Genomic DNA, 12,367 nt, shown 5'->3' on the forward strand with positions numbered 1-12,367 from the left:
GGTGTCAAATGGTCTTGGAGTAGCGCAGCGGCTGCGTCGTGTCGGCGCGCGCCAACGTCAGATGGCGGTCGAACACCATGCAGATATTGCGGATCAGTAGCCTGCCTTTGGGCGTGACGCTGATCCAGTGGGCGTCGACGGTCAGCAGGCCGTCGTCCTCGAAGGCTTTCAACTTCTCCAGCTCGTCGGCGAAGTACAGCGGGAAGCGGATCGGATAGGCCTGCTCCAGCGACGAGATCGACAACTCGAAATTGCACATCAGCTTTTGGATGACGATGCGGCGCAGCAGGTCGTCGGTGTCGAGCTTGATGCCGCGCGTGATCGGCAGCACGCCGCCGTCGAGCTTTTCGTAGTAGGCGTCGAGCGTCTTCTCGTTCTGGCTGTAGGTGGCGCCGACGGCGCTGATGGCCGACACGCCGCAGGCGATCAAATCGGTCTCGGCGCGGGTCGAATAGCCCTGGAAGTTGCGCTGCAGCCGACCCTGGCGCTGGGCCACGGCCAGTTCGTCGTCCGGCTTGGCGAAGTGGTCCATGCCGATGTAGACGTAGCCGGCCGCGCACAGGCGCTCGATGCACAAGGCCAGCAAGTCGAGCTTGACGGCGGCGCTGGGCAGGTCGGCGTCGAGGATGCGCCGCTGCGGCTTGAACAGGTGCGGCAGGTGCGCGTAGTTGTACAGCGCGATGCGGTCCGGGCTGGCGGCGATCACCTTTTCCATCGTGCGTTCCATGCTGGCGATGGTTTGCTTCGGCAGGCCGTAGATCAGGTCGATGCTGACCGAGCGGAAACCGGCGTCGCGGGCGGCGTCGATGACGGCGCGCGTCTCCGCCTCCGGCTGGATGCGGTTGACGGCCTTCTGCACGTCGGCGTCGAAATCCTGCACGCCCAGGCTGATGCGGTTGAAGCCCTGCGCGCGCAGGCTGTGCACGCGCTCGACGCTGACGGTGCGCGGATCGATCTCGATCGAGTACTCGCCCTGCGCGTCGGGCGCGAAATCGAAGTTGGCGCGCAGGTGCGCCATCAGGTCGCCCATCTGGCGGTCGCTCAGGTAGGTCGGCGTGCCGCCGCCGAAGTGCAGCTGCTCGAGCTGGCCGATGCCGGCGAACAGGCGGCCCTGCATGTCGAGCTCCTGTTTCAGGTAGCCGAGATAGGTGGCGGCCTTGCCGTGGTCCTTGGTGACGATCTTGTTGCAGCCGCAGTAGTAGCAGACGGTGTCGCAAAACGGAATGTGGATGTACAGCGACAGCGGCCGCTGGCTGCGGCGCATGCGCAGGCCGGCCACCGCTTCGAGGAACTGGCCGTAGCCGAATTCCGGCGTGAAGCGGTCGGCGGTCGGGTACGAGGTGTAGCGCGGCCCCGACTGGCTCAGCTTGCCGATGATGGCGGCGTCGAATTCGACGGCGGGAAAGGCGGCGCCGACGCCGGCGTGGCTGGGGCCGGCGCTGTGCGTCGGGCCTTGACTCGGACTGCGGGGGGCACTTGGGCTGGTATGCATGATCAAGACCGTTCTCAGGCGGCCAGGCGCGCGGCCGGCGGCGATTTGCGAACCGCGCGCGGGGTTGGCCGGGCCGGCGTGGCGCGGCCGAACTTGAACAGGCTGACCGCCTGCGTCAGGCCGCCCGCCTCCAGCGCCAGGCTGGCGGTGGCGGCGGCGGCCTCCTCGACCAGCGCGGCGTTCTGCTGCGTGACCTGGTCCATGTGGGCGATGGCCGAGTTGACCTGGTCGACGCCGATGCTCTGCTCGCGCGAGGCGACCGAGATTTCCTCCATGATGGCCGTCACCTGCCGCACCGAGGCCACCACCTCCTTCATGGTGGCGCCGGCGCGGTCGACCTGCGCCATGCCGGCGCTGACCTTGCCGACCGAGACGTCGATCAGGTTCTTGATGTCCTTGGCGGCGGTGGCGCTGCGCTGGGCCAGGTTGCGCACCTCGCCGGCGACGACCGCGAAGCCGCGTCCCTGCTCGCCGGCCCGGGCCGCCTCGACGGCGGCGTTGAGCGCCAGGATGTTGGTCTGGAAGGCGATGCCCTCGATCAGGCCGATGATGTCGACGATCTTGCGCGACGAGCTGTTGATTTCGTCCATCGTGGCGATGACGTCGGCCACGATGGCGCCGCCCTGCACCGCCACCGTCGAGGCGTTTTGCGCCAGCGCGTTGGCCTGGGCCGAGTTGTCGGCGTTTTGCTTGACGGTCGACGAGAATTGTTCGACGCTCGACGCCGTCTCCTCCAGGCTGGCGGCCTGGGCCTCGGTGCGGCCGGACAGGTCGGCGTTGCCGGCGGCGATCTGGCGCGTGGCCACGGCCATCGTCTCGACATTGACGCGGACGTCGCGGATGGTGGCGATCAGGTTGCTGTTCATTTGCTGCAGCGCGCGCAGCAGCTGGCCCACCTCGTCGGTCGCCTCGGTGTCGAAGCTGCCCGACAGGTCGCCGGCGGCGATGGCGCGGGCGCCGTGCAGCGCGCGGTCCAGCGGTTGCAGCACCGACACGCGCAACGTGTACCACAGGAACACGTTGATCAGCAGGCCGACGAAGGTGGCGCCGAAGATGGCGTAGCTGTGGCCGCCGCCGCCGCTCATCAGCGCGGCCGCGCAGACGATCACCTGCAACACGTTGACCACGCTGGTGGCCAGCCACACGCGCATCGCCAGCGAGACGTGGCTCAGGCGCGCGACCAGGTTGCCGACGCCGGGACGGATCACCTGGCCGTTCTTGATGCGGATGCCATGGCCTTGCTTGGCCAGCATGGCGCGGTAGGCTTCCTCCGCCCGGGCGATCTGCTCGCGCCCGGCCTTGACGCGCACCGACATGTAGCCGATGGTCTTGCCGTTTTCGCGGATCGGGGTGATGTTGGCGCGCACCCAGTAGTGGTCGCCGTTCTTGCAGCGGTTCTTGACGATGCCGGTCCACGGCGTGCCGGACTGGATCGAGGCCCACAGGTCGGCGAACGCCTCGGCCGGCATGTCCGGATGGCGCAGGATGTTTTGCGGCGCGCCCAGCAGCTCGGCTTCCTGGTAGCCGCTGATCTGCGTGAAATAGGGGTTTACATAGGTAATGTTGCCCTGTAAATCAGTTTTCGACACGATGGCCTGATCGTCCAGGACGTCCACTTCGCGGTTGCTGACGGCTGGCTTATTGCGGGGTTGATTGTTGCGCATCACATGGCTCCGGCTGAATTGTTGCTCTATCACAATAGATGCAGCCAGTGTACGGAGTGCGAACGTAAATTTTATTGATGTAGATCAAAATTCTCCGGATTGCCCATCGTGGTGTCGCCGCCGGGCTATCCCGTATGTAACGGGCGCAGCTGGCCGACCGCGTAGCCCTGCGCGTAGTCCACGCCCAGTTCGCGCACCACCGCCAGCGTCTCGTCGTCCTCCACATACTCGGCCACGGTGCAGATGCCCATCACGTGGCCGACCTCGTTGATCGCCTTGACCATCGCGCGGTTGACGGCGTTGTTGGCGATGTCGCGGATGAACACGCCGTCGATCTTGAGGAAGTCGACCGGCAGCGCCTTCAGGTAGGCGAACGACGACAGGCCGCTGCCGAAGTCGTCGAGCGCGAAGCGGCAGCCGAGCGCCTTGAGCCGGGTCATGAAATCCTGCGCCTTGACCAGGTTGGCGATGACGGCCGTCTCGGTGATCTCGAAGCAGATTTTCCCGGGGTCGACGTTGTGCTCGGCGAATTGCTCGATGATGTAGTCGTGCAACCCCTCGTCGCCCAGCGACGTGCCCGACAGGTTGATCGAATACTGGCCGGAATACGGGGCCGGGGCCGGCGCCGGCTGCCGCGCGCCGTCCGCGTCCGCTTCCGTGCCGGCGTCCGCCGCCCCCTTGCCCTCGCGCACGCTGCGCACGTGGCGGCACACGGCGCGGATCACCCAGCGGTCGATCGCGGCCATCATGTCGTAGCGTTCGGCGGCCGGAATGAAGGCGCCGGGCAGTATCAATTCGCCGAGGTCGGACTGGATGCGGATCAGCACTTCGTCGTGCACTTCGCCGCGCGGCCCGAGGCCGACGATGGGCTGGGCGTACAGCCGGAAATACTGGTGCTCGAACGCCTCGTTCAGGCGCGACACCCATTGCATCTCGCCCTGGCGGCGCGCCAGGCGCAGGTCCGATTCCTGGTACATGTGGACGCGGTTGCGGCCGCGCTCCTTGGCCAGGTAGCAGGCCTGGTCGGCGGCGATCAGCAGCTCGGTCATCGACTTGCTGTGGCGGTTGATCTCGACCACGCCGATGCTCACGCCCAGCTCGAACGTGCGGCTGTCCCACACGAAGCGGAAATTCTTGACCGACTGGCGGATGCCGTCGGCCACCAGCAGCGCCTGGTCCGGCGGGCAGTGCGGCAGCAGCACGCCCAGCTCGTCGCCGCCGAGGCGGGCCAGGATGTCGCTGTCGCGCATTTCGGTCTGCAGCATCTTGGCCAGCAGTTGCAGCAGCAGGTCGCCGGCGCTGTGGCCGCAGGTGTCGTTGACGATCTTGAACTGGTCGAGGTCCATGTACAGCAGCGCGTGCACGTGGTCCTCCTGCTTGGCGCTGTGCAGCGCGTGGGCGATCTGCGCCTCGAACTCGCGCCGGTTGATCAGCCCGGTGAGCATGTCGTGGCTGGCGTTCCAGGACAGCTGCTTGCTCAGCTTGCGCTCGTGGCTGACGTCGCGGAACACCACCACCGCGCCCAGCAGCTCGCCGGTGTCGGACCAGATCGGCGCGGCCGATTCCTCGACGGCGATGCGGCGCCCCTCGCGCGTGACCAGTTGGTTTTGCGACGGCATGTTGATGGTCTGGCGCAGCCGCAGGCATTGCAGCGCCGCGTGCTCGGCCAGCGGCGCGCCGTCGTCGTCGATCAGCGGCAGCGTGGTAGCGATGTCCAGGCCGTGCGCCTCGTCGTTGCCCCAGCCGGTCAGCTGCTCGGCGATGCGGTTCAGGTATTGGGTTTTGCCGTGTTCGTCGGTGGTGATGACGCCCTCGCCGATCGAGCGCAGCGTGACGGCGGCCTGCTCGCGCTCGCGCGCGGCGCTCTGTTCGATCCGCTTGCGTTCGGTGATGTCCCAGACGATGCCGAGCGTGCCGGTGGGCTGGCCGCCGTCGTCGTAAAACACGTGGGCCTTGGCGGCCAGCCAGTGGTGGCTGCCGTCCCGCCAGACGACGCGGTATTGGACGTCATAGCCGGAGCCGCAATCGACCGCCTCCTGCATGGTGTTGAGCAGGCGGTCGCGGTCCTCGTGGTAGACGAATTGCAGGAATTGCGCGAACGGCTGGGCCAGATCGCCGGGAGGCAATCCCAGCAACCCCGTGCCCCAGCCGACCCAGTGGACGACGCTGCTGATCACCGTGCCATCGGTGAGGTGCGAATCCCAGATGGCCATGCGCGCGGCGTCTAGCGCCATGCGCAAATGGCGCTGAATGATATCCATACTTCGTTCGCTCCAAAAGCCAGGCTTACAGCCGTTGGAGCGAGCGCGAACAAAAAAGTTCCGCGAGAAGCGGCGGTAAAATTATTTGGCGTCGACCGGGCCGGCCGTCTGTGGTTTGACGGCGCCGAGGTCGCGCACGTTTTTTTGCACCGCCACCGCGCCAAACAGGCTCAGCAAGAAGGCCATCGCGTAAAAGCCCTTTTCGCTCAGCGTCAAGGTCGCGTTGATCAGGCCGACGGTCAGCAGCAGCAACGTCAGCATCAGCGACAGCCAGCACAGGCCGAAGTACAGGCCGCTGACGGGCGTGCCCTCGGCGCGGTCGCGCACCGATTTCTGCAGCGAGACGGCGGCGAACAGGCCATACATCAAAATGGTGAAGTAATAGCCCTTTTCGTTGAGGGCCATGGCGGCGTTCCACAGGCCGATCATGAAAGCGCAGGCGCCGGCCAGCAGCGCGATCCAGGAGGCGGCGACGAAGGCGGGGGTGGGACCGAGTGGGGGTTGGGCCATGGGGACTCCTTGCGGGTTGGGGAAGGCGGCGCCGGGATGGCGCGCGCCTTGCCATCAAACCAGAAGAGTCACGATGGCTTCTTGACCGAGCGCAAGAGTTTGCCGCCGATGGTGACCACCACCAGCGCCAGCGCGCCGGCGATGACGCCGGCCACGGCGTCGATCACGCTCGGCGTGAGGAAGCCCAGCACCGGTCCCAGCGCCGGCACCGCCGCCGCCACTTCGGTGGCGTGGTGGACGATGTCGTGCGTGCCCGGCGTACCGTGCACCAAGATGCCGCCGCCGACCATGAACATGGCGGCCGTGCCGACCACCGACAGCAGTTTCATCAGCCGTGGCGCGGCCGCCAGCAGCACGTTGCCCAGGGCGCGGACGGCGCCGTTGGCGCGCTGGCTCAGGTACAGGCCGGCGTCGTCCATCTTGACGATGGCGGCGACGATGCCGTACACGCCCACCGTCATCACCAGCGCGATGCTGACCACCACCATCGCCTGTTTGGCGAACGGTTCGGCCGCCACGGTGCCCAACGCGATGACGATGATCTCGGCCGACAGGATGAAGTCGGTGCGCACCGCGCCCTTGATCTTGTCCTTTTCGATGGCCACCATGTCGGCGTTCGGGTCGTTGAGGGCGGCGCTCAGTTGCTGCTTGTGCTGCGCGTTTTCTTCCTTGTGCATGATGCTGTGGGCGATCTTCTCGAAGCCCTCGAAGCACAGGTAGAGGCCGCCGACCATCAACAGCGGCGTGATAGCGGCCGGCAAGAAGGCGCTGATCGCCAGCGCGGCCGGCACCAGGATGGCCTTGTTCTTGAGCGAGCCGAGCGCGACCGCCCACACCACCGGCAGTTCGCGGTCGGCGCGCACGCCGGCCACTTGCTGCGCGTTCAGCGCCAGGTCGTCGCCCAGCACGCCGGCGGTTTTCTTGGCCGCCACCTTGCTCATCAGGGCGACGTCGTCGAGGATGGTGGCGATGTCGTCGATCAGCGCGAACAGACTGGAGCCGGCCATCTTAGCGGCTCCCTTGCGGGGTCGGGGTGGTGGTATGGGTCATGGGTTGTCCTTGGTAGCGAGCAATAGTAAAGGAGCAATATTAACCCAAGGGCAGGGCGCGGCGATATGGCTTCGCAGCTACAATGTGCGTTGCCTCGCAGCGCCGCTGCGGCCTACACAATGGATCACGTATGAGTTTTGCCACCTGGATGGGTTTTTTCATCGCCGCCTGCATCATCGCCGTGTCGCCCGGCTCGGGCGCGGTGTTGTCGATGTCGCATGGTTTGTCGTACGGCGTGCGCCGCGCCAGCAGCACCATTTTGGGTCTGCAGAGCGGCCTGTTGCTGGTGTTTTTCATCGCTGGCGCCGGGGTCGGCTCGCTGTTGCTGGCGTCCGAACTGGCGTTCAACGTCGTCAAGACGGTCGGCGCGCTGTACCTGATCTACCTGGGCCTGAGCCAGTGGCGCGCCAAGGTGACCATCGGCGAACAGAAAACCCAGGCCGAAGTGGTGGTGCCGTCGGCGCGCAAGCGGTTCTTGACGGGTTTCCTGACCAACGCCACCAACCCCAAGGGGATTATTTTCATGGTGGCGGTGCTGCCGCAGTTTATTAACCAGCATGCGCCGTTGTTGCCGCAACTGCTGATCCTGGCGGCGACCATGTGCGCGATCGATCTGGTGGTGATGCACAGCTACGCCTATCTGGCGTCGTCGATGCAGCGCTTTTTCCGCGACGCCAGCGCCGTCAAAAAGCAGAACCGCGTGTTCGGCGGTCTGCTGATGGGCGTGGGCGCGGCGCTGTTCTTCGTCAAGCGGGGCGGCGCCACGACCTGAGGTATGATTTACTTTGCAATGATTTGTAACCCCGGTAGTCGAATCGCGGCCTGCGGCGTTATAGGTGAAGTAAATTGAGGAGCGCAGCCATGAGCCGCAAGATCATCCCGTCCGTCGTGCTGGCCGTCCTGGCCGGCTTTAGTTCCCTTGCATTGGCCGACCCGCCCGCCGTGGTGGGGCGGATTTCGGCCGTCCAGGGCCAGGTGACCCTGGTGGGCAACGATGCCAACGGTGACAGCGAACCGGTGGCCGCCTCGCTGAACTGGCCGGTCACGGGCGCCAACCATATCAATACCGCCGGCGGCGCGCGCACCGAGTTCCGGGTCGGCTCGACGGCGGTGCGGCTGGACGGCGATTCCGACCTGGAAATCACCGCCATGGACGAGGACCTGCTGCGGCTGCGCCTCAATTACGGCAGCGTCAGCATCCGCGTGCGCAGCCCCGAGCTGCTGCGCGACTTCGAGCTGACCACGCCGCAGGCGCGCGTCACGATGCTCGAGCCGGGTTTGCTGCGGGTCGATGCCGAGCGCGTCGCCGATACCAGCCAGGTCAGCGTGATGGGCGGCAGCGCCCGGGTCGAGAGCGGCGGTTCGTCGGTGGTGGTGGGCAACGGCCGCCAGGTCGACATCGGCGGCGACGACGTGCGCACCGGCGTGGCCCGGCGCGACGGCTTCGATGCCTGGGCCGACGAGCGCGACCGGCAGTCGGAGGCGGTGGTGACGTCGCGCTATGTGTCGACCGGCATCACCGGCTACGAGGAGCTGGACCGCAACGGCAGCTGGACCGAAAGCGCCGAATACGGCCCGCTGTGGGCGCCGCGCAATGTCGCGGTCGACTGGGCGCCCTACCGCGACGGCCGCTGGACCTGGCTGGCGCCGTGGGGCTGGACCTGGGTCGACAACGCCCCGTGGGGCTACGCGCCGTCGCATTACGGGCGCTGGGTGACGGTCAACCGGCGCTGGTTCTGGGCGCCGGGCCGCCCCGTCGGGCGTCCGGTGTGGGCGCCGGCGCTGGTCGGCTGGGTCGGCGGCGACGGTTTTTCGCACCATCGCGGCCCCGGCCTGGGCTGGTTCCCGCTGTCGCCGCGCGAGCGCTACGTGCCGAACTACCGGGTCTCGAACCATTACGAGGACCGCATGACGTGGCACTACAACGGCAAGCCGTTCCGGCCGCGCGCGGACCGGCCGGATCGCCGCGACGGCGTGACGATGTTGCCGCGAGATCAATTCGAGGGACGTCACACGGTGCCCGTCAATCGCGGCGGCGTGGTGATTCCGCCGGCCAACCTGGTCAAGAACGCGGTGACGGTGGCGCCGCCGGCGCCCGGTCCGGGCACGCGGGTCGGCGAGTCCGGCCGGCGGCCGTGGCCGGACCGCGACGGCGACGGCCGGCCGGACCGTGTCGGGCGCAACGACGGCAACAACCGTTTCGAGCGCAACAACAGCCAGCAGCCGGGGCGCGTGATCACCGCGCCGTCGCAGCCCCAGCCGCAGTTGCAGGCCGGGCCGGGGCGTCCGCAGACCACCACCACTCTCGCGCCGGGACAGTTCGGCACGCCGAACGCGCCGGCGCAGACGATCAATCCGAACGATGTGGCGATCGAGCTGCGGCCGGGTTACCGTCCGCGCCCGCAGAATCCGGTGCAGCAGCCGGGCGTGATGCCGGCGCCGATCGTGCACGTCAACCCGAACCGCGACCGTTTCGACCGCGACGACGACAACGGCCGCCGTCCGTCGCGTCAGCGCGACGATGTGCGCGAAGCGCGTGAGCGCGAACAACGCGACCAGCGGCCGGCGTTCCAGCCGCGGCAGCCGCAGCAGCCGCAGCAGCCGCAGCCGCAGCCGCAGCAGCCGCCGCATCAAGTCCAGATGCAGCCGCAGCGGCCGTCCCAGCCGCCGCAGTTCCAGGCGCCGCCGCAGCAGTTGCAGCCGGCGCCGCGGCCATCGCCGCCGCAGGTGCACCAGCCCCAGCCGCAGGTGCAGCAACCCCCGCCGCAAGCGCAGCCGCGGCGGGAACCGGAACGGCGCAACGAGGGGCAAGGCCAGGGCCGCAACAACGGCAACCGGCCGAGCCACAACCTGCAGTAAGCGACGGTTTAAACCGGAAAATAGCAGTTCAGCCAGCAAAAAATGCAGTTCGTCACAATCGGCTGGAAGCGGTCCACCGCTTTGCATAGAGTAGCAACATTGCAAACGGTGGCAGCGCGACGACAAGGACGACAACGTCCGCCGCGCAACGCCGTCGGGACCGCATCCATTTGCCCTGCTATTTTCTAGGTAATTCCCGAGAGAGAATAGTCTTCGCCAGCCTACGGGCTGGCTTTTTTTTGCCCCCGGAGTTGCATTTTTGGTTAGCCGGGGCTGCGGGCGGCTTTTTGGCGCAGGCGGGCGCGCCATTCTCCCAGCGCCGACAGCGCGCCCTGGAATTCGCGCTCGATCAGGTCGGCCTCGGCGGCCGTGACCTTGCCGTCCATCAGCGCCGTCGAGACCGCTTCGGCCACCGATCCCACTTGACTCATCACCTTGCACACCGTTTGCGAGAGGTCGTCGTCGCCGATGTTCTCCGGCAGCGGGACGACGAACGCGGCCATGCCGTGGCGCGTCAGCAGCGCGTGCAGCGGCAGGTGCGCTTCGGCCACGCCGGCGCGGTGGCACAGGTCGACCACCGCCGACACCTCCTCGAACGACGGATAGTGCGAGGCGATCGTCGGCGCCAGCTTGTTGCGCAGCACATTGACCGAGATGCCCATCGCTTGCGCGAGCGCGTCGATGCCGCCGGGATAGCTGCGCGCCACCTTGTAGAGCGCGTCGTGTTGGTTCATGTCGAAGTATTTGCGAGTCATGGTGAAGCGAGCCTTTTATTACCGATGCATCCGCCGTGATCGGGCGCTATGCTGCTTTTTATTCAACTTGTTTATGAAAAGACATCATGAAGCCCTTTCAATCCGCACTGTTGTTGAGCTTTTGTCTTGCACTGGGCGCCAGCGCGCCGGCGCGCGCCGAGGCCCAGCTATATTTTGGCACATCGTCAACTTACAAAAGTGGATTTTCTTCACAAAAAGGCAATGCCGCGAGGAGCCGGCCGTCGGCGCCGCCGGCCAATCGCCAGAGCGGTCCCGGCGCGTTCGGCAAGGCGCCCGGCTCGCCGGCGTCCGCCTCTCCGCGCAACGGCCCGGCGAATGCGTCGGCCGCCTCGCGCGATCTCGACCGCAGCGCCGCGCAGGCCCGGGCGTTGAATAACCTGGACGCCCGGCGCGCCGCCGCTGGCAGGCCGACGCCGTTGCCGCCGTTGAACGACACGCCGATGCGTCCGGCCCCCTCCACGCAGCCGGATGCGATGGCGGCCCGCAACGCCGCCACCGCGCCGCCCGGCTATCCGCGGCAGGTGATCGTGCAGCAGCCGTCCGGCAATAGCGGGCTGATGAGCGGCGTGGTGGGCTTCATGCTGGGCCGGGCGATGAGCCAGGCCAACCAGCCGGTGTCCTACCCTGCGTCCTCGACATCGCCGACCCCGCCCGTCCCCGCGACCTACCCGAGCACGGCCGGCAGCGTGCCGCCGCCCGTGCCGGCCATCAACCAGGCCGGCCAGATCACCGGCATGCCCGGCCTCGGCGATGCGCCGGCCGCCAATGCGCGCACGCCTGCGCCGCCTCAACCGTCGTTCGGCGCCCGCGTACTACGCTGGTTCGCCTGGCTGGCCGTGTGCAGCGGCATCGCCTGGGTGGCCGTGTTGGCGGTGCGCAAAGTGCGCCGCCTGCGCGCGGCCAGACAGCCCCACTATTCATTCGAGAGGAATTGAGATGAGCTGGACGGACGCTTACAACTACCTGCGCAACGGCATAACCAAACTGGGCGGCGCCGACGCGCCCCGCGCCGACCAGGATTTGCCGCTGCGCGCGCGCATCGGCAGCCTGGTGCGGCTGCAACAGTCGCCGCTGCTCGGCGCGCTGGCCAACGGTTCGCTGATCGCCATGCCGGACGCCGACGACAACCGCATCGTCGCCGTCTCGCAAATCCGCCTCAAGCAGACGGGCGGCCTGTACCGCTATTACCTGGCCACCGGCGATGCGAACGAGAAGGAAAAGTTTTTGCAGGTGTACCAGAACGCCCAGGGCAAGGTCGCCGAGGTGATGTATTGCACCCAGCTGGCGCGCGTGATTCCCGAAACCGTGGAAGACCAGGAGGCCTACATGGGCCTGGCCAACGCCGGACTGGGCGACCGCAGCTACACCTTGTGGCGCGCCCAGCTGGGCGACATCGGCCTGGACGAGGCCGACCTGGACCTGGTGTTCGGTAAAGACGAAGGCGTCGATTACTGGCGCGACGCCGGCAGCGACGACGAGGAATTCATCGCGCCGTTCTCCGGCACCGAAACCCGGATCGACCACCCGAGCGGCAGCCTCGGCATGCGCCAGGAAATGTATTTCATGCCGTACATGCGCCAGTTGCGCGGCGGCGGCAACGAATATTTGCTGATCACGACTGAAATCATCAGCAGCGTCAACGGCGACGCATCGAAACGCGGGATCCACGTGGACTTTGTCATCGGCATCCCGGTGGAGCAGGAACGCATCGTTATCCAATGATGCGCATTTTTAACGTCAATTCAAAAAGGAAGA

General features: G+C 66.9%; 10 protein-coding genes. 4 read left to right on the forward strand and 6 right to left on the reverse strand.

Features of this window, described 5'->3' with window-relative positions; all coding sequences use genetic code 11:
- Positions 1 to 4: 4 nt before the first annotated feature.
- From hemN to BMX85_RS23050, 5 genes are all read right to left on the reverse strand, one after another.
- Entirely contained in the window at positions 5 to 1,492 is a 1,488-nt protein-coding gene (gene hemN, locus BMX85_RS23030; RefSeq protein WP_090324742.1) for an oxygen-independent coproporphyrinogen III oxidase, read from the reverse strand.
- Between the two features lie 14 nt (positions 1,493 to 1,506).
- Positions 1,507 to 3,156: a methyl-accepting chemotaxis protein gene (locus BMX85_RS23035; RefSeq protein ID WP_090324292.1), complete on the reverse strand. Its 1,650-nt coding sequence runs from the start codon at positions 3,154 to 3,156 to the stop codon at positions 1,507 to 1,509.
- A gap of 125 nt (positions 3,157 to 3,281) precedes the next feature.
- Positions 3,282 to 5,417 (reverse strand): EAL domain-containing protein, encoded by a 2,136-nt coding sequence (locus BMX85_RS23040; RefSeq protein ID WP_090324294.1) that lies wholly within the window; start codon positions 5,415 to 5,417, stop codon positions 3,282 to 3,284.
- Positions 5,418 to 5,498: 81 nt separating this feature from the next.
- Positions 5,499 to 5,927: an inner membrane protein YiaA gene (gene yiaA / locus BMX85_RS23045; RefSeq protein ID WP_090324296.1), complete on the reverse strand. Its 429-nt coding sequence runs from the start codon at positions 5,925 to 5,927 to the stop codon at positions 5,499 to 5,501.
- 68 nt (positions 5,928 to 5,995) lie between these two features.
- On the reverse strand, positions 5,996 to 6,934 hold the full coding sequence (locus tag BMX85_RS23050; RefSeq protein ID WP_090324299.1) for a DUF808 domain-containing protein: 939 nt from the start codon (positions 6,932 to 6,934) through the stop codon (positions 5,996 to 5,998).
- Between the two features lie 173 nt (positions 6,935 to 7,107).
- Between BMX85_RS23050 and BMX85_RS23055 the strand changes: the two genes are divergently transcribed.
- On the forward strand, positions 7,108 to 7,749 hold the full coding sequence (locus tag BMX85_RS23055) for a LysE family transporter (protein WP_090324301.1): 642 nt from the start codon (positions 7,108 to 7,110) through the stop codon (positions 7,747 to 7,749).
- Positions 7,750 to 7,838: 89 nt separating this feature from the next.
- Positions 7,839 to 9,836, forward strand: coding sequence for a DUF6600 domain-containing protein (locus BMX85_RS23060; protein WP_177196865.1), 1,998 nt, complete (start codon positions 7,839 to 7,841; stop codon positions 9,834 to 9,836).
- 263 nt (positions 9,837 to 10,099) lie between these two features.
- Here BMX85_RS23060 and BMX85_RS23065 read toward each other — a convergent pair whose 3' ends face one another.
- Positions 10,100 to 10,591 carry a phage regulatory CII family protein gene (locus BMX85_RS23065; RefSeq protein WP_090324304.1) on the reverse strand — a complete coding sequence of 164 codons (492 nt, stop codon included), beginning with the start codon at positions 10,589 to 10,591 and terminating at the stop codon, positions 10,100 to 10,102.
- Positions 10,592 to 10,677: 86 nt separating this feature from the next.
- Between BMX85_RS23065 and BMX85_RS23070 the strand changes: the two genes are divergently transcribed.
- Both BMX85_RS23070 and BMX85_RS23075 read left to right on the forward strand, forming a co-directional pair.
- Complete coding sequence (locus BMX85_RS23070; RefSeq protein ID WP_090324306.1) at positions 10,678 to 11,547, forward strand: hypothetical protein; 870 nt, start codon at positions 10,678 to 10,680, stop codon at positions 11,545 to 11,547.
- 1 nt (position 11,548) lies between these two features.
- The gene (locus tag BMX85_RS23075; RefSeq protein WP_090324308.1) at positions 11,549 to 12,334 is read left to right on the forward strand and encodes a DUF2491 family protein; all 786 of its coding nucleotides are present in this window, start codon (positions 11,549 to 11,551) and stop codon (positions 12,332 to 12,334) included.
- Positions 12,335 to 12,367 lie beyond the last annotated feature (33 nt).

The sequence above is a fragment of the Duganella sp. CF517 genome (genome assembly GCF_900110275.1).
Taxonomy (GTDB): domain Bacteria; phylum Pseudomonadota; class Gammaproteobacteria; order Burkholderiales; family Burkholderiaceae_D; genus Rugamonas.